Genomic DNA, 23775 nt, shown 5'->3' with positions numbered 1-23775 from the left:
AAATCCATTCGCGGATTTATCCGACCCCGGGCCCATGCCCGGGGTCGTGGTTGAAGTGGGGTCACTGCAGTACGAAATAATCGTAGCGCATCGATACGCTGACCTCGAACGGCTGCTCTTGCTCGATCACCGCGGCTCGGCGCTCGGCGCTGGCACGCCAGCCATGGGGCGTCATGGCCAGCAGGTTGGCGCGATCTTCCGGGCGATCCAGTCGCAGCTTGAATTCCAGGACCTCGCTATGGTCCAGGGCCATGCCCTGTGGCACCAGGGCCAGGTGCTTGTCGTCGGTGTATTCCCGGACCTCGTCGTACAGGCGTTCGCGCAGCTCCATCAGGTGGCCGCTGGTAGGCCCGACCTTCATCAGGCCGCCGCCAGGGCTCAACAGGCGCTTGGCTTCCTGCCAGTCCAGAGGACTGAAGACACTGGCCAGGAACTGGCAACTGCCCTCGGCCAGGGGAACACGCGCCATGCTGGCGACCATCCACGTCAGTTGCGGCGCCCGGCGACAGGCGCGCTTGACCGCTTCCCGGGAAATATCCAGGGCGTAGCCATCGGCGTCGGGCAGGGCCTGGGCCAATTGCGCGGTGTAGTAACCCTCGCCGCAGCCGATATCGACCCAGCGCTGTGGTGCCCGCTCGGCTGCAAGCTCGGCCAGGCGCGCGGCCACCGGGGCGTAGTGCCCGGCGTTGAGGAAGTCGCGGCGGGCCTCGACCATGGCCTGGTTGTCGCCCGGGTCGCGGCTGTTCTTGTGTTGCACCGGCAGCAGGTTCAGGTAGCCCTGGCGGGCACGGTCGAAGCGATGCCCGGCCGGGCACACCACGCCGTTGTCCTGGGTGTTCAGCGGGGCGCTGCAAAGAGGACAGGCGAGCATCAGGCGAGCAACCGGACCAGGGTCTGGTAGTAGATCTCGGTCAGCACGTCGAGGTCGCTGGCCAGGATCCGCTCGTTGACCTGGTGGATGGTGGCGTTGACCGGCCCCAACTCCACGACCTGGGTGCCCAGGGTGGCGATGAAGCGACCATCGGATGTACCGCCGCTGGTGGAGGCCTTGGTCTGGCGGCCGGTGACCTGCTTGATGCTGGCCGATACCGCGTCCAGCAGGGCGCCTGGCTCGGTGAGGAACGGCAGGCCGGACAACGCCCATTCCACATGCCAGTCCAGTTCGTGCTTGTCGAGGATCGCCGCGACCCGCTGCTGCAGGCCTTCGACGGTGGACTCGGTGGAGAAGCGGAAGTTGAACAGGGCCACCAGTTCACCGGGGATCACGTTGGTGGCGCCGGTGCCGGAGTTGAGGTTGGAGATCTGGAAACTGGTGGGCGGGAAGAAGGCGTTGCCGTCGTCCCAGTGCTCGGCCGCCAGTTCCGCCAGGGCCGCAGCGGCCAGGTGGATCGGGTTCTTGGCCAGGTGCGGATAGGCCACGTGGCCCTGGACCCCACGGACCGTGAGCTTGGCGCCCAGGGAGCCGCGACGGCCGTTCTTGACCACATCGCCCACCAGGCTGGTGCTCGACGGCTCGCCGACGATGCACCAGTCCAGGCGCTCCTTGCGTGCCGCCAGGCGTTCGACCACGGCCTTGGTACCATGGTGCGCCGGACCTTCTTCATCGCTGGTGATCAGGAACGCCACCGAACCCTTGTGGTCCGGGTAATCGCCGACGAAGCGCTCGGCGGCCACCAGCATCGCCGCCAGGCTGCCTTTCATGTCCGCCGCGCCACGGCCGCAGAGCATGCCGTGTTCGTCGATCAGGGCCTCGAACGGATCGTTCTGCCAGGCCTGGACCGGACCGGTGGGCACCACGTCGGTGTGGCCGGCGAAGCACAGCACCGGGCCCTCATGCTTGCCATGGGTGGCCCAGAAGTTGTCCACGTCCTCGATGCGCATCGGTTCCAGCTGGAAACCGGCATCGCCCAAGCGCTGCATCATCAGCTTCTGGCAGTCGGCATCGACCGGGGTCACCGAGGGGCGACGGATCAGGTCACAGGCAAGTTGCAGGGTCGGCGAAAGCTCGGCATGGGCCGTCATGGGAAACTCCGGAGACGTTATAGGTAGGAGCGAGGCTGGCCCGCGATGGTCGCTATGCGGTTTGCCCAAAGCACCGCAAAGGTTTCATCGCAGGTAAGCCTGGCTCCTACTGTAATGGGGGGCAAGGCGCGCAAAATGGCGGATATCTTAAAGCAAAACGGCAGCCTCAGGCCGCCGTTTAGTGCTTTGCGTCGATTCAGCCCGCAGCGGCCGGTTCAGGCTCCGGGGCCGGCTTGGGCAACGACGACAGGAAGGCCATGACCAGTGCCGCCATGTAGGGCAGCGACTGCACCAGGAGCATGGTCACCCAGAAGCGCATGTCGTTGCTCGGCAGGCCCTGGACCAGGAAGATCCCCAGCGCCGCGCCCCACAGCAGCAGCATGATGAACAGCTCTTCCCGAGCCTCGGAGATCGCCACCCAGAAACCATGGCTGTTGGCGTTCTTCGGCGTGCGGAAGAACGGAATGCTGCTGGTGAAGAAACCGTACAGCACCGCCTTGGCGATGGTATGGGACAGGGCCAGGCCGGCCAGGGCCGCGCAGAAGGCGTCCTTGAGGTTCACGCCCACCGCACGGCGGTAGAGGAAGATGATCTTGCCGACCTTGAACACGAACAGCGCCAGGGGCGGGATGGCGAAGATCAGCAGCGGCGGGTCCACCTGCCTGGGCACGATGATCATCGCCGCCGACCACAACAGCGCGCCGATGGTGAAGAAAATGTTCATGCCGTCGGCCACCCACGGTAGCCAGCCTGCCAGGAAGTGGTAGCGCTGGCCGCGGGTCAGCTCGGTGTCCTTGCCGCGCAGCAGGCTGGCGGTATGGCGCTTGATGATCTGGATCGCACCGTAGGCCCAGCGGAAACGCTGCTTCTTGAAGTCGATGAAGGTGTCGGGCATCAGGCCCTTGCCGTAGCTTTCGTGGTGGTAGGCGGCCGACAGGCCCTTCTCGAACACCCGCAGGCCCAGCTCGGCGTCCTCGCAGATGCACCAGTCGGCCCAGCCCAGCTCTTCGAGCACCGAGCGCCGGGTCATGGTCATGGTGCCGTGTTGGATGATGGCGTCGCGGTCGTTGCGGGTGACCATGCCGATATGGAAGAAGCCCTTGTACTCCGCGTAGCAGAGCTTCTTGAAGGTGCTTTCGTCCTGGTCGCGGTAATCCTGGGGTGACTGCACGATGGCGATCTTCGGGTCGGCGAAGTGCGGCACCATGTGCTTGAGCCAGTTGCGCTCCACGCAGTAGTCGGAGTCGATGACCGCGATCACCTCGGCGTCCTTGGCGGTGTGCGGGATCAGGTAGTTCAGCGCGCCGCCCTTGAAGCCGGCCAGCGGCGAGACATGGAAGAAGCGAAAGCGCGGGCCCAGGGTCTGGCAATAGGCCTGGACCGGCTCCCAGACGGCCGGGTCCTTGGTGTTGTTGTCGATGATCAGGACTTCGTAGTCCGGGTAATCGAGGTTGGCCAGGGCATCGAGCGTCTGCTTCACCATCTCCGGTGGTTCGTTGTAGCAGGGCACGTGGATCGAGACTTTCGGCCGGTAGCCGGAATCGCCTTCCACCGGCAGGAACTCGCGCCGGCGCTTGCGCACCCACACCGCCTCGGCCAGTTCGTGGGCCTCGGTGAGCAGGACGATGAACACCCCCAGGGCGCCCAGGGCCAGGAGGAAGCCCACGGTCAGGCTGAACCAGGTGCTGTACTGCTGGCTGTAGTCATAGCCGATCCACACCAGCACCGAACCGCAGAGGAAGGCGATGAAGGTCAGGAACGTCCGCCCACGCTGGCGCAGGGCCGAGCCGTCGATCAGCAGGATCGCCAGGGACAGCATCGCCAGGACCACCGAGCCAATGGCCAGTACCCGCCATTGCGGGATCGCCACCACCGGGCCTTCGAAGTTGAATTTCTGCTGGCGCGCAGCGTTGAACACGCCCCAGTAGGCGCCCACCGAGCCTTCGTCGCTGGCCTTCCACGGTTGGTCGAAGGCTTCGATGACGAAGTAGTTGTAGCCCTGGCGGTTGAGCTGGTTGACCAGGGTCCGCAGGTAGATCGCCTGGTCCGCCGGGCTGGCGTCGGCGCCACCGCGCATCCGGCCATTGCTCGGCCAGCCCACTTCGGACAGCAGCAGCGGTTTTTTCGGGAACATCTTCTTCAGGTCGCGAGCCCGGTCGAGGACGAACTGTTCGGCCTTGTCCACCGGGATGAATTCCCAGTAAGGCAGGATGTGCGCGGCGATCAGGTCGACGTGCTGGGCCAGTTCCGGATGTTCTTCCCAGACGTGCCACTGCTCGGAAGTGGTGACCGGCACCTTCACTGCGGCACGTACCCGGTCCAGGACCACGGACAGTTGGTCGGCGCTGATTTCCTTGCGGAAGATCGCCTCGTTACCCACCACCACCCGGACCACGCTGCGAGAGGTGTTGGCCAGTTCGATGGCGCGCATGATCTCGCGCTCGTTGCGCTCCAGGTCCGGGCTGATCCAGATCCCCAAGGTCACGCGCAGGCCGAATTCTTCTGCCAACCGGGGAATGTCTCCCAGGCTGCCATCCACCGAATAGGTACGAATGTTGTCGGTCAGCTTGCTCATGATCTCCAGGTCGCGACGCATTTCATCGTCGGACGGGTACTGGTCCTTTTGCGGGAACTGACCCAGCTGGAAGGGCGAGTAGGAAAAACCGGAGATCTGTTCCGGCCAGTCGGGGGCCGAGACCGGGCGATTGATCAGCGCCCAGAAACCGGTGAACAGTGCGGCGATGGCCAGCACTACCACCAGGTTGAGTCCAAATTTACGCGATGACATGGCTATTTCGGGTTCCAAGAAGTGTGGAACGAGGGAAGGGGCGGCAGGCGCCAAAACGGCGCGCATCCTACACTGGCCCTCAACTGAGCGTACAGCGTACAGCGCACAGGGGACAGCGGGACCTTGGGCACCGTAATTGGGTTTAAGTTCTTTACTTGTAGCTTGCAGCTTAAAACTTGTCGCGGCGAAGCCCTATAATGCGCGCCGGTTTTTTAGGTGATGGTCATGAGTACAGAAGATCCACGGTTTGCCGGCGTCGCCCGCTTGTACGGCATCGAGGGCCTGGAACGGCTGCGGGCGGCCCACGTGGCGATCGTCGGTATCGGCGGGGTCGGTTCCTGGGCGGCGGAAGCCATTGCCCGTTGCGGAGTGGGGGAAATCTCGCTGTTCGACCTCGACGATGTCTGCGTCAGCAACAGCAACCGCCAACTGCACGCCCTGGACAGCACCGTGGGTCGGCCCAAGGTCGAGGTCATGGCCGAGCGCCTGCAAGGCATCAATCCGCACTGCACGGTGCACCCGGTCACGGACTTCGTTACCCGCGATACCATGGCCGAATACATCACTCCCGATATCGACTGCGTGATCGACTGCATCGACAGCGTGAATGCCAAGGCGGCCCTGATCGCCTGGTGCAAGCGCCGCAAGATCCAGATCATCACCACCGGTGGGGCTGGCGGGCAGATCGATCCGACCCAGATCCAGGTCTGCGACCTGAACCGCACCTTCAATGACCCGCTGGCATCCAAGGTGCGTTCGACCTTGCGCCGCGACTACGGGTTCTCGCGCACCATGAACCGGCACTACAGCGTGCCCTGCGTGTTTTCCACCGAGCAACTGCGCTATCCCAAGCCCGACGGCGGTATCTGCCTGCAGAAGAGCTTCGTCGGGGATGGGGTCAAGCTCGATTGTGCCGGCGGTTTCGGTGCGGTGATGATGGTGACCGCGACGTTCGGCATGGTCGCGGCGACCAAGGCGGTGGACAAGCTGGTAGCCGGCGTGCGCCGTCCGTCCGAGCGCAACAAGGCGGTGTAGCCTTGCGGCCTAGGCATTCACGGACTGGCCCGTGTAGCCGCTACCGCAGGCTGCGTACGGGCGCTGGGTCTTGAATCCGCTGAAGGTCCTTTGGCTCTTGTCGCAGCCTCGCGGGCTCGTCAGCGGCTACACGCTGGCCAGTTCGCCCATCCGTTGCAACACGGCATTCAGGCCGTTGGCGCGTGATGGCGAGAGCTGGCGCGACAACCCCAACTGGTTGAACCAGTCCGCCAGGTCCACCTCGCGTAGCTCTTGTGCCGACAAACCGTTGACCCGCGCCAGCAGCAGCGCCACCAGGCCACGGATCAGCCGCGCATCGGTGGCCGCGGCGAATTGCCAGCGGCCTTGATCCAGGCTTGCCACCAGCCACACCTGGCTCTCACAACCGTGCACCCGATTGGCCTCGACCCTGGCGCTGTCGTCCAGGGCCGGCAGGCGCTCGCCCCATTGCATCAACAGGCGCGCCCGCTGCTCCCAGCCTGCGGCTTCCTGGAACACTTGCAGGGCTGTACTGGCGTCTTCCGGCAGGCTCATCGCAGCAGTTCCAGGGCCTGGTCCAGGGCTTCGAAGAAGCGCTCCAGGTCCTCGGAGTCGTTGTATAGCGCCAGGGACACGCGGATCGCTCCGTGCAGGCCGAGGCTCTTGAGCAAGGGCATAGCGCAGTGATGGCCGGCCCGCACGGCGATGCCCTGTTCGGTCAACAGGTGTGCCAGGTCGGCGCTGTGTACGCCGTCGACCACGAAGCTGACCAGCGCCAGCTGCGGCGTGCCTAGCAGGCGGATGCCGTTGCGCGCCTGCAGCCCATGCAGCAGGTAGGCATGCAGTTTTGCTTCATGTTCGGCCACGGCTTGCTGGTCCAGGCCAGCGAGGTAGTCCAGGGTGGCGCCAAGGCCGATGACCCCGGCGATCGCTGGCGTTCCTGCCTCGAAACCCAGGGGCGCGGGACGGAACCTGGCGTGCTGGTAATCGGCGTCCTGGACCATCTCGCCTCCGAATTGCCAATGGCGCAGCTCCTTGAGCGCCCCATGGCGGCCGAAGAGCACGCCGACGCCTTCCGGGCCGTACAGCTTGTGGCTGGAAAACACATAGAAGTCGCAGCCCAGGGCCTGAACGTCATGTCGGCCGTGGACTACCCCCTGGGCGCCGTCGACCACGGTCAGCGCGCCCTGGGCCCTGGCCATGGCCAGCAGCGGGGTCAAGGGTTGCCAGGCGCCGAGCACGTTGGACAGCTGGCTGACTGCCAGCAATCGGGTACGCGGGCCGATCAGGCGGCTCGCGGCGTCGATATCCACCAGCCCGTCGGCATCCAGCGGCAGGACCACCAGGCTCAGCCCGCGGCGCTGGGCCAGTTGCTGCCAAGGCAGCAGGTTGGCGTGATGTTCCAGGGCGCTGACGACGATTTCATCGCCAGCCTCGAATCGATGCTCCAGGCCATAGGCCAGGAGGTTCAGCGCGGAAGTCGCGCCGTGGGTGAAGACGATCTGCCCGCTGTCGCCGACATTCAGCCATTGCCCGACCTTGCTGCGGCTGTCCTCGAAAGCCTGGGTGGCGTGGGCGCCGGGCAGGTGCTGGGCGCGATGCACGTTGGCCGCGCCATTGGCGTAGTAGTGCGCCAGGGCGTCCAGCAGGGCCTGGGGCTTCTGGGTGGTGGCGGCGTTGTCCAGGTAGGTCTGGTCCTGGCGTTGCAGGGCGGCGATGGCCGGGAAGTCGGCGCGCCAGGGGGAGGGTAAAAGCATGATGGCGAAACTCGTTCGAACAGGCCGGGCGCTGATGATAAGCGCCCGGCGGGTTCCGGTGGAACCGCGTGCTGGGCTCGCTTAGTTGTGAGCGTGCAGCGCTTCGTTCAGCTCGATGGCCGACTTGTGGGTCTTGCACTCCACGGCGCCGGTTTCCGAGTTGCGACGGAACAGCAGGTCAGGCTGGCCGGCCAGTTCCCGGGCCTTGAGGATCTTGACCAGTTGGTTGTTCTCGTCCAGCAGCGCCACCTTGGTCCCGGCGGTCACGTACAGGCCCGATTCCACGGTGTTGCGATCGCCCAGCGGGATGCCGATGCCGGCGTTGGCGCCGATCAGGCAGCCTTCGCCGACCTTGATCACGATGTTGCCGCCACCCGACAGGGTACCCATGGTGGAGCAGCCGCCGCCCAGGTCCGAACCCTTGCCGACGAACACGCCAGCCGATACGCGGCCTTCGATCATGCCCGGGCCTTCGGTGCCAGCGTTGAAGTTGACGAAGCCTTCGTGCATCACGGTGGTGCCTTCGCCGATGTAGGCGCCCAGGCGGATCCGTGCGCTGTCAGCGATACGCACGCCGCTCGGCACGACGTAGTCGGTCATTTTCGGGAACTTGTCCACCGAGAACACTTCCAGCAGTTCGCCGCGCAGGCGTGCTTCGAGTTGGCGCTCGGCCAGTTCGGCCAGGTCGATGGCGCCCTGGCTGGTCCAGGCGACGTTCGGCAGCAGCGGGAACACGCCGGCCAGGCTCAGGCCATGGGGCTTGACCAGGCGATGGGACAGCAGGTGCAGCTTGAGGTAGGCCTCTGGGGTGCTGGTCAGTTGGGCGTCTTCGGCCAGCAGGGTGGCGACCAGGGGCTTGTGGCTTTCGGCCAGGCGGGTCAGCAGGGCGGCCTGGGTGGCGTCGATGCCCTTGAGGGCGTCGGCCATCTGCGCGGCCTGGGTGGTGCTGAAGGTGATGGCCTGGTTGCCTTCGCTGTAGCCGAGGATCGGCGCTACGGCGGCGACGATTTCAGCGGCTGGCTTGAGCAGCGGCGCTGCGTAAAACACTTCCAGCCAAGCACCTTGGCGGTTCTGGGTGCCGACACCGAATGCCAGGCTGAACAGGGTAGTGGACATGCAGTTACCTCTTGCGAAATTGATTGAGCAGGCTTACTTGAGCGCCGCTGCGTAAAGGTCTGGCTTGAAGCCAATCAGGGTTCTGTTTCCGAGGTCGAGCACCGGACGCTTGATCATCGACGGTTGCGCGAGCATCAGTTCGACGGCCTTGGCCTGGTCGAGGTCGGCCTTGCTGGCCTCATCGAGCTTGCGGAAGGTAGTACCCGCGCGGTTCAGCACCACTTCCCAGCCGTGCTCGGCGCACCACTGGTTCAGGTGCTCGCGATCGATGCCGGAGGTCTTGTAGTCGTGGAAGTCATAGCTGACAGCGTGTTCATCGAGCCAGGTGCGCGCCTTTTTCATGGTGTCGCAGGCCTTGATGCCGAAAAGGTGCAACGTTTTGCTTGAAGCGGTCAAGGAATTGCCCCCTCTGGAGTGCTGGTAATCAAAGGTCCGGGATTATGCCACGACGGCGTCGCTTAGGCGTCGGCGGCTGCGGGGCTTTGTCGCATTGTGTTGCGCGGACCTGGGCGTTGCGACTTTCGTGCAGCGGCGTGAGCGCAGCTTAAGCGGCTAATATGGCACTTCTGCGGCGAATTGTTGCCGCGTTTGTGTGTCTGTTCTGAAAGTCCGAACCAGGAACCCCGCTTTATGCAAACCGCCTATACCGTCCTCATCATGCTGATGCTGGTGAGCCTCTCGCGTCTTGTCGGGCGGGTGATTCCACTGCCACTGCCCCTGGTGCAGATCAGTGCCGGGGCCCTGCTGGCCTGGCCGACCCTGGGCCTGCACGTGGCCCTGGACCCGGAGCTGTTCCTGTTCCTGTTCCTGCCGCCGCTGTTGTTTTCCGATGGCTGGCGCATGCCCAAGCGCGAATTCTGGCGCTTGCGTGGCCCGATCCTGACCCTGGCCGTGGGGTTGGTGCTGTTCACCGTGGTCGGCGCCGGTTACTTCATCCACTGGCTGCTGCCGACCATCCCTTTGCCGGTGGCCTTCGCCCTGGCGGCGGTGTTGTCGCCTACCGACGCCGTGGCGGTCTCGGCGATTTCCCAGAATCGCCTGCCGACGCCGTTGATGCACATGCTCCAGGGCGAGGCGTTGATGAATGACGCCTCGGGCCTGGTGACCTTCAAGTTCGCCCTGGTGGCGGCGGTCACCGGGGTGTTTTCCCTGGCCAATGCCAGCCTGACCTTCGTCCTGGTGGCGGTGGGTGGCCTGGCGGTGGGCGTGGCGCTGAGCTGGCTAGTGGGACGCCTGCGGGCCTGGATGATCGCCCGTGGCTGGGACGATCCGGCGACCCACGTGGTGTTCATGTTGCTGCTGCCGTTCGCCGCCTATGTGCTGGCCGAGCGCCTGGGAGCCTCGGGCATCCTTTCGGCGGTGGCGGCGGGGATGATGCAGAGCTGGCTCGACCTGCTGCCGCGCCAAACCAGCACCCGCTTGCTCAACCGCAGTGTCTGGTCGTTGCTGGAGTTCGCCTTCAACGGCCTGATCTTCCTGCTGCTGGGCCTGCAGTTGCCGGACATCATCAAGGCGGTGGTCAGCCACGAGGCTTCACTCTGGCCGACCCTGGCCTACCGCTGCCTGGATGTGGTGGCGATCTTCCTGGTGTTGCTGGTGCTGCGCTTCATCTGGGTGCAGAGCATCTGGCGCTTGTCGGGCCTGCTGCGGCGCTGGCGCGGCAAGGGCGAGCTGACCCTGGTGCCCACCGCGCGTTCCTGCTGGCTGCTGACCGTGGGCGGGGTGCGTGGGGCGGTGACCCTGGCCGGTGTGATGTCGGTGCCTCTATTCCTGGGCGCGGGCGAAGCCTTTCCCGAACGTGACCTGCTGATTTTCATTGCCGCCGGGGTGATCCTGCTGTCCCTGATAGCGGCGTGCATCGCCCTGCCGCTGTTGCTGCGGGGCATCGTCAAGAGCCCTGACGACAAGCGCCGGGGCGAAGTGCGCGATGCCTGGCGCAAGACCGCCGAGGCAGCGATCCACGCACTTGAAGCCGAGGAGGTCGCCGAGTCCGGCGAGGCTCCGGATGCTGCCCAGGCCGCCCTGAGCAGCGAGCTCAAGGGCCGGTTGATGGCCGAGTATCGGCACCAGCTGGAGGTCTACAACGATTCTGCCGAGGCCCAGGCCCTGGCCCAGCAGATGGACCTGCTGGAGCGGCGCCTGCGGCTCAAGGCCCTGCGCGCGCAACGGTTGGAGCTGTATCGCCTGAGCCGCCAGCATCAGATCGGCGACGATGTGCTGCGTGAAGTGCTGGCGGAACTGGATTTGAGCGAGGCGAACCTGGGGCAGGTGAAGTGACGCTGGTGTAGGAGCGAGCGGGCGGCGATCCGGCTTGCCCGCGATTCAGACGACGCAGTGCACCTGATGCACTGCGTTGTCGTCCATCGCGAACAAGCTTCGTTGCTGTAGGTTCGCGAGATTATTTACGGCGCAATACGAAATCGCGAATCCGCTCGGCGGCCTCGACGCATTCGGCCAATGGCGCCACCAGGGCCATGCGCACGCGGCCGGCGCCGGGGTTGGTGCCGTCCACATCACGGGAAAGATAGGAGCCCGGGACCACGGTCACGTGTTCCTGCTCGAACAGGTCGCGGCAGAACGCTGCGTCATCACCGGCCACGTTCGGCCACAGGTAGAAACTGCCGTCCGGGCGCTGCACGTCCATGACCGGTGCGAGAATCGCCAATACCGCATCGAATTTCTCGCGGTACAGCGCACGGTTGGCCCGTACATGGACTTCATCGTTCCAGGCGGCGACGCTGGCCAGTTGGGTCTGCACCGGCATGGCGCAGCCGTGGTAGGTGCGGTACAGCAAGAAGCCCTTGAGGATCTCGGCATCGCCGGCGACGAAGCCCGAGCGCAGGCCCGGCAGGTTGGAGCGCTTGGACAGGCTGTGGAACACCACGCAGCGCTTGAAGTCCTTGCGGCCCAGCTCGGCACAGGCACTGAGCAGGCCGGGTGGCGGCGATTGTTCGTCGAAATACAGCTCGCTATAGCATTCGTCGGCGGCGATCACGAAGTCGTGCTCGTCCGCCAGGGCGATCAGCTTCTTCAAGGTCGCCAGCGGAATCAGTGCACCAGTGGGGTTGCCCGGCGAGCACAGGAACAGGATCTGGCAGCGCTGCCAGATCTCGGCCGGTACTGCGTCGAAGTCCGGGTTGAAGCCGTTTTCGTCCAGGCAGGGCAGGTAGTGCGGCTTGGCCCCGGCCAGGAACGCTGCGCCCTCGTAGATCTGGTAGAACGGGTTGGGGCTGACCACCAGGGCGTCCTCGCCGCGATTGACCACGGTCTGGGTGAAGGCGAACAGCGCCTCGCGGGTGCCGTTCACCGGCAACACGTTACGCGCCGGGTCGATCCAGCCTTCCGGCACGCCGAAGCGCCGCTCGCACCAGGCACCGATGGCCTCGCGCAGGGCCGGGATGCCCAGGGTAGTGGGGTACACAGCCATCTGGTCGAGGTTGTTGGCCAGGGCCTCGGCGACGAAGCTCGGTGAACGGTGCTTGGGTTCGCCGATGGACAGGGCAATGGGCCGCTTGTCAGGGTTGGGGGCGACGCCGCCGAGCAAGGCGCGGAGCTTTTCGAACGGGTAGGGCTGCAGCTGGTTCAGAGCGTTGTTCATCGGTGCGGGGTCTCGATCAAAGCGTCGGGTCATGACCTGTCAGATGCTCAGGCGGGTCATTTCGATAGTCGGTTCATGGCTGACGCTCAACTGGCTGACGATCGCATCCTGCAGGCGACTGCACAGCTGGGGGTCGGAAAGGGGCTGGTTGTTCGCGTCGGTTATGAAGAACACGTCTTCCACGCGCTCGCCCAGGGTGGCGATCTTGGCGTTCTGCAGCGACAGGTCGAACTCCAGGAAGATCTTGCCAATGCGCGCCAGCAGGCCCGGGCGGTCGGGAGCGCTGAGCTCCAGCACGGTGACCGGGCGCTGGGCGTCGTTGTGGATGGTCACCTCGGGGGCGAAGGCGAAGTGCTTGAGCTGGCGCGGTACCCGGCGCTGGATGATGGTCGGGTAGTCGTCGGGATTGCGCAGGGCATCGGTCAGGCCCTTGCGGATCTGCTCGACCCGCTCGGGGTTGTTGCCGATGGATTCGCCGTCGTTGTCCAGGACGATATAGGTGTCGAGGGTGAACTGGCTGCTGGAGGTGATGATCCGGGCGTCATGGATGTTCAGGTTGAGCTGGTCCATGGCGGCCACGGTCACGGCGAAGAAATCGTGCTGGTCGGGGGCATAGATGAAGATCTGCGTGCCACCCTCGAATTCGCGCTGGGTGATTTCCTTGATCAGCACCAGCGAGCCGCCATCGACCGGCTGCTGGAGGATGGCGTCGCTGTGCCAGGCCACGTCGCCGGCGGTGTGGCGCAGGAAGTAGTCGTCCCCCAGCTGTGACCAGAGTTGCTCGACCTCGTCCGGATCGGTGCCATTGCGCACCAGAATATCCAGGGCCGCGCTCTGGGTCTGGCGGATCTGCTCCTCGCGATCCACCGGGTTCTCCAGGCCGCGGCGCAGGGCGCGCTTGGTCTCGGTGTAGAGCTGGCGCAGCAGGCTGGCGCGCCAGGAGTTCCACAGGCTGGGGTTGGTGGCATAGATGTCGGCCACGGTCATCACGTAGAGGTAGTCCAGGCGGGTCTGGTCCACCACGACCTGGGCGAAGTCGTGGATCACTTGCGGGTCGGAGAGGTCCTTGCGCTGGGCTGTGGTGGACATCACCAGGTGGTTCTGCACCAGCCAGACGATCAGCCGGGTGTCCCATAGCGGCAGTTGGTGGCGGATGCAGAAGGCCTCGGCGTCCACTGCGCCGATTTCCGAGTGGTCGCCTTGCCGGCCCTTGCCGATGTCGTGGTAGAGGCCGGCCATGTAGATCAGCTCCGGCTTGGGCAGCTTGCCCATGAGCTTGCTGGCCAGCGGGAATTTCTCGGAAATGGGCGTGTACTGCAGTTTGCGCAGGTGCTTGATCAGGTTCAGCGTGTGGGCGTCCACGGTATAGATGTGGAACAGGTCGTGCTGCATCTGTCCGACGATGAAGCCGAACTCGGGCAGGTAGCGTCCGAGAATGCCGTAGCGGTTCATCCGCCGCAGGTTGCGGTGGATGCCGATCTCGCACTTGAACAGCTCGATGAACAGGCTGGTGTTGCGGATGTCGTGGCGGAAATCGTCGTCGATCAGGTGCCGGTGCTCGCGCAACAGGCGGATGGTGTCGGCGCGCACGCCCTTGATCTCAGGGTGCTGGGCCATCAGCACGAAGATCTCCAGCATCGCGAACGGGGTGCGCTTGAACACCTTGTCGTTGATCGCTTCGATATAGCCGTCGTGCAGCTGGAAGCGGGCGTTGATCGGCTGGGGCGGGGCTTCATCCTCGGGCGCGAGGATCACCTCTTCGAAGTGCTGGATGATCAGGTCGCTCAGTTGGGCGATGCTCATCACCACGCGGTAGTACTGCTGCATGAAGCTTTCGATGCTCTGCTTGGCGTCTTCGCCCTCGAAGCCCAGCAGGGTGGCGATGGAGCGCTGGTGGTCGAGCAGCAGGCGGTCTTCGGCGCGTCCGGCGAGCATGTGCAGGGCGTAGCGCACACGCCAGAGGAACTCCTGGGAGGACGCCAGCAAGGCGTTCTCGCTTTCCAGCAGGAACCCTTCGCCGGCCAGGGCCCGCAGGTTCAGGGTGCCGTACTGGCGGCGGGCGACCCAGAGAATGGTCTGGATATCCCGCAGGCCGCCGGGCGAGCCCTTGACGTTGGGCTCCAGGTTGTACTCGGTATCGTTGTACTTGTGGTGGCGAGCCTTTTGTTCGGTGTGCTTGGCCAGGAAGAAGTCCTTGCTCGGCCACATGTGTTCGGTGCTGGTGACTTCCAGCATGCGCTGGCGCAGGTGCTCGGGGCCGGCGATGGTGCGGCTTTCCATTAGGTTGGTGATCACCGTCAGGTCGGCCCGGGCCTGTTCTGCGCACTCATCCACCGAGCGCACGCTTTGCCCCACCTCCAGGCCGATATCCCAGAGCAGGGTGAGGAAGCGTTCGATGGAGTCGCGAAAGATCTCGTGGTCGGCGCTGTCCAGCAGGATCAGCAGGTCGATGTCGGAGTAGGGGTGGAGCTCGCCGCGCCCATAGCCGCCGACCGCCACCAGGGCGATATCGGCTTCGGCGCTCCAGCTGAACTGGTCCCAGGCCTTTTGCAGGATGTTGTCGATGAACCAGGCGCGGTCTTCGATGAGCCGGCGGATCTCCCGTCCGCTGCGAAAGCGGTTGTCGAGCACTTCCCGTGCCTGGCGGATGGCTTTCTTGAAGGCTGCGATGGGGCTGGCCTTCAATGCCAGTTCCGCCTGGAACTGGCCGCGGTCGAAGAGTTCGGGATCCACCTGCGGCATCGATTGCTTTCCTTTCTATCTATAAGGTCGGGGCGCGGCGGTGTGGATCAGGGCGATACCCGGGCGATGGTGTCGTCGCTGCGCAGGGTGAAGATCTCGTAGCCGGTCTCGGTCACCAGCAGGGTATGTTCCCATTGCGCCGACAACTTGCGGTCCTTGGTGATGGCGGTCCAGCCGTCGCCCAGGACCTTGGTGTCGGCCTTGCCCTGGTTGATCATCGGCTCGATGGTGAAGGTCATGCCGGCCTTGAGCTCCATGCCGGTGCCAGCGCGGCCGTAGTGCAGGATCTGCGGTTCTTCGTGGAACACCTTGCCAATGCCATGGCCGCAGAATTCACGGACCACCGAGAAGCCGTTCTTTTCGGCGTGCTTCTGGATCACTTCGCCGATATCGCCCAGGCGGCATCCCGGTTTCACCAGTTCGATGGCCTTGTACATGCATTCCTGGGTGATCTGCGACAGGCGCTCGGCCCAGACCGGCACGGTGCCGACGTGGAACATGCGGCTGGTATCGCCGTGGTAGCCGTCCTTGATGACGGTCACGTCGATGTTCAGGGTGTCGCCATTCTTCAACGGCTTGTCGTTGGGAATGCCGTGGCACACCACGTGGTTGATCGAGGTGCAGATGGACTTGGGGAAGCCCTTGTAGTTCAGCGGGGCCGGGATGGCGCCTTGCACGTTGACGATGTAGTCATGGCAGATGCGATCCAGTTCTTCGGTGGTGACACCGGGTTTGACATGCTCGGCAATCATTTCCAGCACTTCGGCGGCCAGTTTGCCGGCGACACGCATTTTTGCGATGTCCTCGGGGGTTTTGAGGGTGACGGTCATACAGGCTCTCTTGACGCTCAGGGGGAGCGATAAACACGGGATGGCCAGAAAACCGCGCTCGCCAGGCTTGGCCTGCGATAGGGCCGCGAGGTTTTCGGAAGCCGCAAAGGTGCGATTCTAACAGAGGCTCGGCGCAAATCCGCGGTTGTGCCGGTGCTTGCCCTTATCCAAGGGTGCATTCTGGACCGATTCCAGGGGCAGGGCAAAAAACCGCGCAGATCGGCGGATGTGAAACCGGGTTCCGTTTTTGCCCTTGCTGTGATATAAAATGCGCCGCTTTCCGGGGATGTCCCTGAAAAGCCCAAACCCACACACGTGTCGACACGATGACCTGGGTGCCCTCAGCTCAAGCTGTTGGTTGGTCATTGGGATACGTGGAGGCCTAACCCGACTTATTAAGGAACTATCATGTCCCAAGTCAACATGCGCGATATGCTGAAGGCCGGTGTGCACTTCGGTCACCAAACCCGTTACTGGAATCCGAAAATGGGCAAGTACATTTTCGGCGCGCGTAACAAGATTCACATCATCAACCTGGAAAAAACCCTGCCAATGTTCAACGAGGCTCTGACCTTCGTAGAGCGTCTGGCCCAGGGCAAGAACAAGATTCTGTTCGTTGGCACCAAGCGTTCCGCCGGCAAGATCGTTGCTGAAGAAGCAGCACGTTGCGGTTCGCCGTACGTCGATCACCGCTGGTTGGGCGGCATGCTGACCAACTACAAGACCATCCGTGCTTCCATCAAGCGTCTGCGTGACCTCGAAGTCCAGGCTGAAGACGGTACCTTCGCCAAGCTGACCAAGAAAGAGGCGCTGATGCGCACTCGCGATCTGGAAAAGCTGGATCGTTCCCTGGGTGGTATCAAGGACATGGGCGGTCTGCCTGACGCGCTGTTCGTGATCGACGTTGACCACGAGCGCATCGCGATCACCGAAGCCAACAAGCTGGGCATCCCGGTCATCGGCGTTGTCGATACCAACAGCAGCCCGGAAGGCGTTGACTACATCATCCCAGGCAACGATGACGCCATTCGCGCCATCCAGCTGTACATGGGTTCGATGGCTGATGCCGTGATCCGTGGCCGCAACAACGTTGCTGGCGGTACCGAAGTGTTCGAAGAAGCTGCAGCACCGGCGGCTGAAGCCTGAGTAACTGACGCTTAGCGTTTACTCAGTACGCAAAAAGGGGGCTTGGCCCCCTTTTTGCCAACTCGAAAATCATTTCGTAGCGGGCCCCGACAGTTTCTGTAATGCGTGGCTGCTATGAAGTGGGGTCGGGGTAGTGCCCAAGAATTGAGCGCCCGTTCAGTCGGGTGGAATGGTTGATAACCTATCCAAGAGGATTTTGAAAATGGCAGAGATTACTGCAGCGCTGGTCAAAGAACTGCGCGAGCGTACTGGCGAAGGCATGATGGACTGCAAGAAGGCCCTGACCAAGGCCGGCGGCGACATCGAGAAAGCCATTGATGACATGCGTGCCTCCGGCGCGATCAAGGCTGCCAAGAAAGCTGGCAACGTTGCCGCTGAAGGCGCTATCGCCATCAAGGACGACGGTAAAGCCGCCGTTCTGCTGGAAGTGAACTCGCAGACCGACTTCCTGGCTCTGCAGGACGACTTCAAGGCGTTCGTTGCTGCCAGCGTGGAAAAAGCTTTCGCTGACAAGCTGACCGACGCAGCTCCGCTGATCGAAGCTCAAGAAGCTGACCGCCTGATCCTGGTTGGCAAGACTGGCGAAAACGTCAACATCCGTCGTCTGGCTCGCGTTGAAGGTGACGTGGTCGGTACTTACCTGCACGGTAACAAGATCGGTGTTGCGGTTGTCCTGAAAGGCGGTTCCGTAGAACTGGCCAAGGACATCGCCATGCACGTAGCTGCCAGCAACCCTGAGTTCCTGCTGCCATCGCAAGTTTCCGCCGAAGCCATCGAGCGCGAAAAAGGCGTCTTCCTGCAGCTGAACGAAGACAAGATGAAAGGCAAGCCAGCTGACATCGTTGAAAAAATGATCGCTGGTCGTATCAGCAAGTTCCTGGCCGAGGCCAGCCTGGTTGAGCAAGCTTTCGTCAAGGACCCAGAAGTCACCGTTGGTGCTCTGGCCAAGAAAGGCGGCGCTGAAATCGTTTCCTTCACTCGTTTCGCCGTAGGCGAAGGTATCGAGAAGAAAGAAGACAACTTCGCTGAAGAAGTTGCTGCACAACTGGCTGCTGCCAAGCAACAGTAAGACGGTTTTACAACTGTCGCCCGAAAGAGGCTGCCCGCTCACGCGCGCAGCCTCTTTTCAAATGGGTAGGGCAATTTTGTTGTCCGCTCCCGGAACCGGCTTACAAAGCCGTGTTCTGATGGCGCTGTGACAGCGTCAAGCTAGAGTGAACGCAAGCTGCAAACAGCTCGCAAAGAATTTTTAAATACGCCGCAGGAGAGATTCGCAATGGCTCAGCAGGGCAGTGGTTATCAAGCTCGCTATAAACGCATTCTACTCAAGCTTAGCGGCGAGGCCCTGATGGGCTCGGAAGAGTTCGGGATCGATCCCAAGGTGCTGGACCGCATGGCGCTGGAAGTCGGCCAGCTGGTCGGCATCGGTGTCCAGGTGGGCTTGGTGATCGGTGGTGGCAACCTGTTCCGTGGCGCCGCCCTGAGTGCCGCCGGCATGGATCGGGTCACTGGCGACCACATGGGCATGCTGGCCACCGTGATGAACGGCCTGGCGATGCGTGACGCGCTGGAACGTGCCAATATTTCGGCCATCGTGATGTCGGCTATTTCCATGGTCGGCGTGACCGATCACTATGACCGTCGCAAGGCCATGCGCCACCTGAACTCCAAAGAGGTGGTGATCTTCGCGGCCGGTACCGGTAACCCGTTCTTCACTACCGACTCTGCAGCATGCCTGCGGGCCATTGAGATCGACGCTGACGTCGTGCTCAAGGCGACCAAGGTCGATGGTGTTTACACTGCAGATCCGTTCAAGGACCCGCATGCCGAGAAGTTCGATCATCTGACCTACGATGAAGTGCTGGATCGCAAGCTGGGAGTGATGGACCTGACGGCTATCTGCCTGTGCCGCGACCACAAGATGCCGCTGCGGGTATTTAACATGAACAAGCCCGGCGCCCTGCTGAACATCGTGCATGGTGGCGCTGAAGGAACCCTGATCGAGGAAGGCGAACAATGATCAACGAAATCAAGAAAGACGCCCAGGAGCGCATGAAGAAGAGCCTGGAGTCCCTGGCCCATGCGTTCGGCCAGATCCGCACTGGCAAGGCGCACCCCAGCATCCTGGGCAGCGTGATGGTGCCTTACTACGGCGCCGACACTCCGTTGAGCGGCGTCGCCAACGTGACCGTGAAGGATTCCCAGACCCTGCAGGTCGTGCCGTTCGAGCGCAACATGCTGGGGGCCATCGACAAGGCCATCGGCAGCGCCGGCCTGAACCTCAATCCAACCAACCTGGGTGAGTTGCTGCTGATCAAGATGGCGCCGCTGACCGAGGAAACCCGCAAGGGCTTCACCAAGCAAGCACGCGCCGCTGCCGAGGACGCACGGGTTGCGGTACGCAACATTCGTCGTGACGCTCTGGGCGAGCTGAAGAAGCTGTCCAAGGACAAGGCCATCAGTGAAGACGAGGAGCGCCGTGCCGGTGCTGAAATCGACAAGCTGATCAAGGAGTTCGAGGGCCAGATCGCCAAGGCGACCGAGGAAAAAGAAAAAGACCTGATGGCCGTATAAGGATCAGGACGTTTTCATGGAAAAGACCAAACAGCCTGTGCCGTCTTCAGTGCCACGCCATGTCGCGATCATCATGGACGGAAACAACCGCTGGGCAAAAAAACGCTTCATGCCGGGTGTGGCCGGGCATAAGGCGGGCGTTGATGCGGTACGTGCAGTCATCGAGGTGTGCGCCGAGGCCAAGGTCGAGGTTCTGACCCTGTTTGCCTTTTCCAGTGAGAACTGGCAGCGCCCGGCCGATGAGGTCAGCGCCTTGATGGACCTGTTCTTCAAGGCGCTACGTCGTGAGGCCAAGCGCCTCAACGACAACAACATCAGCCTGCGGATCATTGGCGATCGTTCGCGTTTCCATCCCGAATTGCAGGCGGCGATGCGCGAGGCCGAAGCCATTACCGCCGGCAGCGATCGTTTCATCCTGCAGATCGCCGCCAACTACGGCGGCCAGTGGGATATCGCCCAGGCCGCCCAACGCCTGGCGCGTGAGGTGCAGGCCGGCCATTTGCGCCCCGACGACATCACTCCGGACTTGCTGCAGGCTTGCCTTGCCACCGGCGATTTGCCGTTGCCCGACCTGTGCATCCGCACCGGTGGCGAGCATCGCATCAGCAATTTCCTGCTGTGGCAGCTGGCTTATGCCGAGCTGTATTTCTCCGACCTGTTCTGGCCGGACTTCAAACACGATGCCATGCGCCATGCGCTGGCCGATTACGCATCTCGCCAGCGGCGCTTCGGTAAGACGAGCGAGCAGGTCGAGGCTGGAGCCCGGGTTTAATGCTCAAACAACGAATCATTACTGCGTTGATCCTGCTGCCGATCGCCTTGGGTGGTTTTTTCCTGCTCGAAGGCTCGAACTTCGCCCTGTTCATCGGCCTGGTGGTCGCACTGGGTGGTTGGGAGTGGGCGCGGCTGGCAGGTTTCAGTGCGCAGCCGGCGCGAATCGCCTATGCCGTGGCGGTGGCGGCACTGTTGTTCATGATGCACCTGGTTCCAGGTGTCGCTCCATGGGTCTTGGGAGCTGCGGTGCTGTGGTGGGGCTTGGCGACATTCCTGGTGCTCACCTATCCGCGTAGCAGCGAACAATGGTCCGGGGCAGCCCCCAAGCTATTGATCGGCCTGCTGATCCTGCTGCCGGCCTGGCAGGGCTTGGTGTTCATCAAGCAACTGCCGCTGGGCAATTGGCTGATCATGGCGGTAATGGTGTTGGTCTGGGGTGCGGATATCGGCGCCTATTTCTCGGGCCGGGCCTTTGGCAAGCGCAAGCTGGCACCCCAGGTCAGCCCTGGCAAGAGCTGGGAGGGCGTATACGGCGGCCTGGCCCTGAGCCTGGTTATCACCGCGGTGGTGGGGCTGGTTCGTGGGTGGGGCTTTGGCCAGATGGTCGTGGGCCTGCTGGGGGCGGCCATCGTGGTCTTCATCTCGGTGGTGGGCGACCTGACCGAAAGCATGTTCAAGCGCCAGGCCGGCATCAAGGACAGCAGTAACCTGCTGCCAGGTCATGGCGGCGTGCTGGACCGGATCGACAGCCTGACTGCAGCGATTCCGGTGTTCGCAGTGCTGCTGTGGATGACCGCATCGTGAGCGGCGCTCAGCAAATCACGGTCCTGGGAGCTACTGGCTCCATCGGCCTGAGTACCTTGGATGTCATCGCTCGCCACCCGGATCGCTACCAGGTATTCGCTCTCACCGGTTTCAGTCGCCTGGCCGAGTTGTTGGCCTTGTGCGTGCGCCATGTGCCGCGTTTCGCCGTGGTGCCACAAGAGGCGGCCGCCAGGCGCTTGCAGGAAGATCTGCGGGCTGCCGGGTTGTCGACCCGCGTGCTGGTGGGGGAGCAGGGGTTGTGCGAAGTCGCCTCGGCTCCTGAGGTCGATGCGGTGATGGCGGCGATCGTCGGTGCGGCCGGCCTGCGTCCGACTTTGGCGGCGGTGCAGGCCGGCAAGAAGATTCTCCTGGCCAACAAGGAAGCGCTGGTGATGTCCGGTGCGTTGTTCATGGAGGCGGTGGGGCGTAGCGGTTCGGTGTTGCTGCCTATCGATAGCGAGCACAATGCGATTTTCCAGTGCATGCCGAGGGACTTCTCTCGTGGTCTCGGCCAGGTTGGGGTGCGACGCATCCTCTTGACCGCCTCGGGTGGCCCGTTCCGGCAGACACCGCTGGCCGAGCTGGAAGATGTCTCGCCGGAACAGGCTTGCGCTCATCCGAACTGGTCCATGGGGCGCAAGATCTCGGTCGACTCGGCGAGCATGATGAACAAGGGCCTGGAGCTCATCGAAGCTTGCTGGCTGTTCGATGCCAGGCCGGCGCAGGTCGAGGTGGTAGTGCACCCGCAAAGTGTGATCCACTCGCTGGTGGACTACGTCGACGGCTCGGTGCTGGCGCAGCTGGGGAACCCGGATATGCGTACCCCGATCGCCAACGCCCTGGCCTGGCCGGAGCGAATCGACTCCGGTGTGGCGCCACTCGACCTTTTCGCCATTGCCCGCCTGGACTTCCAGGCGCCCGATGAGCAGCGATTCCCATGCCTGCGCCTGGCTCGTCAGGCGGCCGAGGCAGGCGGCAGCGCCCCGGCGATGTTGAATGCGGCCAACGAAGTGGCGGTCTCGGCATTTCTCGAGCGGCGCATCCGCTACCTGGAGATCGCGAGTATCATCGACGAGGTTTTGAATCGTGAGCCGGTGGTTGCGGTCAACGAGCTGGATGCCGTATTCGCAGCGGATGCCCAGGCCCGGTTGCTGGCTGACCAATGGTTGCAGCGTAACGGGCGATAGGATTCGCGACCCGCGCGAGTGACGGCGAATAGGATTGCGGAGAAAGTAGATGAGCGCGCTCTATATGATTGTCGGCACCCTGGTAGCCCTGGGCGTGCTGGTCACCTTTCACGAATTCGGTCATTTCTGGGTCGCCCGCCGCTGTGGCGTCAAGGTGCTGCGCTTCTCGGTGGGTTTCGGCATGCCCCTGGTGCGTTGGCATGATCGCCATGGCACCGAGTTCGTGATCGCCGCCATTCCCCTGGGCGGTTACGTGAAGATGCTCGACGAGCGCGAAGGCGAGGTGGCGCTTGCGGAGCTCGATCAATCCTTCAATCGCAAGTCCGTTCGTCAGCGTATTGCCATCGTCGCGGCGGGCCCGATTGCCAACTTCCTGCTGGCCCTGGTGTTTTTCTGGGCCCTGGCGATGCTGGGCAGTCAGCAGGTGCGACCGGTCATCGGTGAAATCGAGGCCGGTAGCATCGCCGCCAAGGCCGGACTGAGCTCGGGTCAGGAAATCATCGCCATCGACGGCGAGCCGACCACTGGCTGGGCAGCGGTGAACCTGCAGTTGGTGCGCCGCCTTGGTGAAAGCGGCACGTTGCAACTGCTGGTTCGTGAGCAGGGCGCCACGGTCGATTCGCCACGCCAGTTGGTGCTGGATAAATGGCTCAAGGGCGCCGATGAGCCCGATCCTATTCGTTCCCTGGGTATCCGCCCCTGGCGCCCGGCCTTGCCTGCGGTGCTGGCTGAACTCGATCCGAAAGGTCCAGCCCAGGCTGGCGGCCTGAAAACCGGTGATCGCTTGCTGGCTCTCGATGGCCAGGCGGTCGATGACTGGCAGCAGGTGGTCGACTGGGTGCGTGTGCATCCTGCGGCCAGGATCGTCCTGCACGTCGAGCGTGATGGCGCCCGAATCGAGGTTCCCGTGACCCTGGCCAGTCGAGGTGACAGCAAGGCCCCGAGCGGTTACCTGGGGGCCGGTGTGAAGGCCGTCGACTGGCCGCCGCAGATGTTGCGCGAAGTCAGTTATGGCCCGCTGGAGGCGATTGGCGAAGGCGCCCGGCGCACTTGGACGATGAGCGTCCTGACCCTTGAATCACTGAAGAAAATGTTGTTCGGCGAGCTCTCGGTAAAAAACTTGAGCGGACCGATAACCATTGCTAAAGTGGCGGGCGCTTCTGCCCAGTCGGGCATTGCCGATTTCTTGAATTTCCTTGCTTATCTGAGTATTAGCCTGGGGGTTCTGAATTTGTTGCCCATCCCGGTACTGGATGGGGGGCATTTGTTGTTTTATCTGATCGAGTGGGTGCGTGGTCGCCCCTTGTCGGATCGGGTGCAAGGTTGGGGGATACAGATCGGTATCAGCTTGGTGGTCGGAGTCATGCTGCTTGCTCTGGTCAACGATCTGGGTCGTCTGTAACGCTTCGCTGAATTGCGAATC

At 63.2% G+C, this 23775-nt stretch carries 20 protein-coding genes; 10 read left to right on the top strand and 10 right to left on the bottom strand.

Annotation, left to right across the window (positions count from 1 at the left end; all coding sequences use genetic code 11):
• Nucleotides 1-61: 61 nt before the first annotated feature.
• From CAG11_RS09785 to CAG11_RS09775, 3 genes are all read right to left on the bottom strand, one after another.
• Nucleotides 62-871, bottom strand: a complete 810-nt coding sequence (locus CAG11_RS09785; RefSeq protein WP_085596161.1) for a putative RNA methyltransferase — start codon at nucleotides 869-871, stop codon at nucleotides 62-64.
• Complete coding sequence (gene dapE / locus CAG11_RS09780; protein WP_053134448.1) at nucleotides 871-2022, bottom strand: succinyl-diaminopimelate desuccinylase; 1152 nt, start codon at nucleotides 2020-2022, stop codon at nucleotides 871-873. The genes CAG11_RS09785 and dapE overlap by 1 nt, the downstream gene beginning before the upstream one ends.
• Nucleotides 2023-2218: 196 nt before the next feature.
• On the bottom strand, nucleotides 2219-4810 hold the full coding sequence (locus tag CAG11_RS09775; protein WP_085596160.1) for a glycosyltransferase: 2592 nt from the start codon (nucleotides 4808-4810) through the stop codon (nucleotides 2219-2221).
• A gap of 225 nt (nucleotides 4811-5035) precedes the next feature.
• On the opposite strand from CAG11_RS09775, the gene tcdA reads away from it, so the two are divergent.
• On the top strand, nucleotides 5036-5845 hold the full coding sequence (gene tcdA, locus CAG11_RS09770) for a tRNA cyclic N6-threonylcarbamoyladenosine(37) synthase TcdA (RefSeq protein WP_177409105.1): 810 nt from the start codon (nucleotides 5036-5038) through the stop codon (nucleotides 5843-5845).
• A gap of 126 nt (nucleotides 5846-5971) precedes the next feature.
• Here tcdA and CAG11_RS09765 read toward each other — a convergent pair whose 3' ends face one another.
• The 4 genes from CAG11_RS09765 to CAG11_RS09750 all read right to left on the bottom strand — a co-directional run bounded on the left by CAG11_RS09765 (nucleotide 5972) and on the right by CAG11_RS09750 (nucleotide 9039).
• Nucleotides 5972-6379, bottom strand: coding sequence for a SufE family protein (locus CAG11_RS09765; RefSeq protein ID WP_085596158.1), 408 nt, complete (start codon nucleotides 6377-6379; stop codon nucleotides 5972-5974).
• The gene (locus CAG11_RS09760) at nucleotides 6376-7581 is read right to left on the bottom strand and encodes an aminotransferase class V-fold PLP-dependent enzyme (RefSeq protein ID WP_022642568.1); all 1206 of its coding nucleotides are present in this window, start codon (nucleotides 7579-7581) and stop codon (nucleotides 6376-6378) included. Before CAG11_RS09760 ends, CAG11_RS09765 begins: the two co-directional genes overlap by 4 nt.
• Before the next feature lie 81 nt (nucleotides 7582-7662).
• Complete coding sequence (gene dapD, locus CAG11_RS09755; protein ID WP_085596157.1) at nucleotides 7663-8697, bottom strand: 2,3,4,5-tetrahydropyridine-2,6-dicarboxylate N-succinyltransferase; 1035 nt, start codon at nucleotides 8695-8697, stop codon at nucleotides 7663-7665.
• Between the two features lie 33 nt (nucleotides 8698-8730).
• Nucleotides 8731-9039 carry an arsenate reductase gene (locus tag CAG11_RS09750; protein WP_235777349.1) on the bottom strand — a complete coding sequence of 103 codons (309 nt, stop codon included), beginning with the start codon at nucleotides 9037-9039 and terminating at the stop codon, nucleotides 8731-8733.
• Between the two features lie 288 nt (nucleotides 9040-9327).
• On the opposite strand from CAG11_RS09750, the gene CAG11_RS09745 reads away from it, so the two are divergent.
• Nucleotides 9328-10974 carry a Na+/H+ antiporter gene (locus tag CAG11_RS09745; RefSeq protein WP_085596156.1) on the top strand — a complete coding sequence of 549 codons (1647 nt, stop codon included), beginning with the start codon at nucleotides 9328-9330 and terminating at the stop codon, nucleotides 10972-10974.
• Between the two features lie 121 nt (nucleotides 10975-11095).
• On the opposite strand, the gene dapC is transcribed toward CAG11_RS09745, so the two are convergent.
• The 3 genes from dapC to map are packed head-to-tail and all read right to left on the bottom strand — an operon-like array spanning nucleotide 11096 to nucleotide 15867.
• Complete coding sequence (gene dapC, locus CAG11_RS09740; RefSeq protein WP_085596155.1) at nucleotides 11096-12295, bottom strand: succinyldiaminopimelate transaminase; 1200 nt, start codon at nucleotides 12293-12295, stop codon at nucleotides 11096-11098.
• Nucleotides 12296-12334: 39 nt separating this feature from the next.
• Entirely contained in the window at nucleotides 12335-15037 is a 2703-nt protein-coding gene (locus CAG11_RS09735; RefSeq protein ID WP_085596154.1) for a [protein-PII] uridylyltransferase, read from the bottom strand.
• A gap of 47 nt (nucleotides 15038-15084) precedes the next feature.
• On the bottom strand, nucleotides 15085-15867 hold the full coding sequence (map, locus tag CAG11_RS09730; protein WP_022642573.1) for a type I methionyl aminopeptidase: 783 nt from the start codon (nucleotides 15865-15867) through the stop codon (nucleotides 15085-15087).
• Nucleotides 15868-16275: 408 nt separating this feature from the next.
• Here map and rpsB point away from each other — a divergent pair, with 408 nt between their 5' ends.
• The 8 genes from rpsB (at nucleotide 16276) to rseP (ending at nucleotide 23754) form a co-directional block, all read left to right on the top strand.
• The gene (rpsB, locus tag CAG11_RS09725) at nucleotides 16276-17013 is read left to right on the top strand and encodes a 30S ribosomal protein S2 (RefSeq protein WP_011059524.1); all 738 of its coding nucleotides are present in this window, start codon (nucleotides 16276-16278) and stop codon (nucleotides 17011-17013) included.
• Between the two features lie 202 nt (nucleotides 17014-17215).
• A complete protein-coding gene (tsf, locus tag CAG11_RS09720) occupies nucleotides 17216-18082 on the top strand; it encodes a translation elongation factor Ts (protein WP_022642576.1) in 867 nt (288 codons plus the stop codon).
• Nucleotides 18083-18289: 207 nt separating this feature from the next.
• Nucleotides 18290-19033, top strand: a complete 744-nt coding sequence (pyrH, locus tag CAG11_RS09715) for a UMP kinase (RefSeq protein WP_007924076.1) — start codon at nucleotides 18290-18292, stop codon at nucleotides 19031-19033.
• On the top strand, nucleotides 19030-19587 hold the full coding sequence (frr, locus tag CAG11_RS09710) for a ribosome recycling factor (protein WP_022642578.1): 558 nt from the start codon (nucleotides 19030-19032) through the stop codon (nucleotides 19585-19587). The genes pyrH and frr overlap by 4 nt, the downstream gene beginning before the upstream one ends.
• A 16-nt stretch (nucleotides 19588-19603) precedes the next feature.
• Complete coding sequence (uppS, locus tag CAG11_RS09705; RefSeq protein ID WP_085596153.1) at nucleotides 19604-20359, top strand: polyprenyl diphosphate synthase; 756 nt, start codon at nucleotides 19604-19606, stop codon at nucleotides 20357-20359.
• Nucleotides 20359-21165, top strand: a complete 807-nt coding sequence (locus tag CAG11_RS09700; protein WP_085596152.1) for a phosphatidate cytidylyltransferase — start codon at nucleotides 20359-20361, stop codon at nucleotides 21163-21165. Before uppS ends, CAG11_RS09700 begins: the two co-directional genes overlap by 1 nt.
• Entirely contained in the window at nucleotides 21162-22352 is a 1191-nt protein-coding gene (ispC, locus tag CAG11_RS09695) for a 1-deoxy-D-xylulose-5-phosphate reductoisomerase (RefSeq protein ID WP_085596151.1), read from the top strand. Before CAG11_RS09700 ends, ispC begins: the two co-directional genes overlap by 4 nt.
• Before the next feature lie 49 nt (nucleotides 22353-22401).
• Nucleotides 22402-23754 carry a sigma E protease regulator RseP gene (rseP, locus tag CAG11_RS09690; RefSeq protein WP_085596150.1) on the top strand — a complete coding sequence of 451 codons (1353 nt, stop codon included), beginning with the start codon at nucleotides 22402-22404 and terminating at the stop codon, nucleotides 23752-23754.
• Nucleotides 23755-23775: the final 21 nt, after the last annotated feature.

The organism is Pseudomonas sp. B6(2017) (genome assembly GCF_002112765.1).
GTDB lineage: Bacteria > Pseudomonadota > Gammaproteobacteria > Pseudomonadales > Pseudomonadaceae > Aquipseudomonas > Aquipseudomonas piscis.
The sequence above is the reverse complement of the archived record's forward strand: the minus strand, read 5'-3'. Positions and strand labels throughout refer to the sequence as shown.

Coding starts and splice junctions, on each gene's coding strand:
- CAG11_RS09785 (WP_085596161.1), bottom strand. CDS start 871: ATGCTCGCCTGTCCTCTTTGCAGCGCCCCGCTGAACACCCAGGACAAC.
- dapE (WP_053134448.1), bottom strand. CDS start 2,022: ATGACGGCCCATGCCGAGCTTTCGCCGACCCTGCAACTTGCCTGTGAC.
- CAG11_RS09775 (WP_085596160.1), bottom strand. CDS start 4,810: ATGTCATCGCGTAAATTTGGACTCAACCTGGTGGTAGTGCTGGCCATC.
- tcdA (WP_177409105.1), top strand. CDS start 5,036: ATGAGTACAGAAGATCCACGGTTTGCCGGCGTCGCCCGCTTGTACGGC.
- CAG11_RS09765 (WP_085596158.1), bottom strand. CDS start 6,379: ATGAGCCTGCCGGAAGACGCCAGTACAGCCCTGCAAGTGTTCCAGGAA.
- CAG11_RS09760 (WP_022642568.1), bottom strand. CDS start 7,581: ATGCTTTTACCCTCCCCCTGGCGCGCCGACTTCCCGGCCATCGCCGCC.
- dapD (WP_085596157.1), bottom strand. CDS start 8,697: ATGTCCACTACCCTGTTCAGCCTGGCATTCGGTGTCGGCACCCAGAAC.
- CAG11_RS09750 (WP_235777349.1), bottom strand. CDS start 9,039: ATGAAAAAGGCGCGCACCTGGCTCGATGAACACGCTGTCAGCTATGAC.
- CAG11_RS09745 (WP_085596156.1), top strand. CDS start 9,328: ATGCAAACCGCCTATACCGTCCTCATCATGCTGATGCTGGTGAGCCTC.
- dapC (WP_085596155.1), bottom strand. CDS start 12,295: ATGAACAACGCTCTGAACCAGCTGCAGCCCTACCCGTTCGAAAAGCTC.
- CAG11_RS09735 (WP_085596154.1), bottom strand. CDS start 15,037: ATGCCGCAGGTGGATCCCGAACTCTTCGACCGCGGCCAGTTCCAGGCG.
- map (WP_022642573.1), bottom strand. CDS start 15,867: ATGACCGTCACCCTCAAAACCCCCGAGGACATCGCAAAAATGCGTGTC.
- rpsB (WP_011059524.1), top strand. CDS start 16,276: ATGTCCCAAGTCAACATGCGCGATATGCTGAAGGCCGGTGTGCACTTC.
- tsf (WP_022642576.1), top strand. CDS start 17,216: ATGGCAGAGATTACTGCAGCGCTGGTCAAAGAACTGCGCGAGCGTACT.
- pyrH (WP_007924076.1), top strand. CDS start 18,290: ATGGCTCAGCAGGGCAGTGGTTATCAAGCTCGCTATAAACGCATTCTA.
- frr (WP_022642578.1), top strand. CDS start 19,030: ATGATCAACGAAATCAAGAAAGACGCCCAGGAGCGCATGAAGAAGAGC.
- uppS (WP_085596153.1), top strand. CDS start 19,604: ATGGAAAAGACCAAACAGCCTGTGCCGTCTTCAGTGCCACGCCATGTC.
- CAG11_RS09700 (WP_085596152.1), top strand. CDS start 20,359: ATGCTCAAACAACGAATCATTACTGCGTTGATCCTGCTGCCGATCGCC.
- rseP (WP_085596150.1), top strand. CDS start 22,402: ATGAGCGCGCTCTATATGATTGTCGGCACCCTGGTAGCCCTGGGCGTG.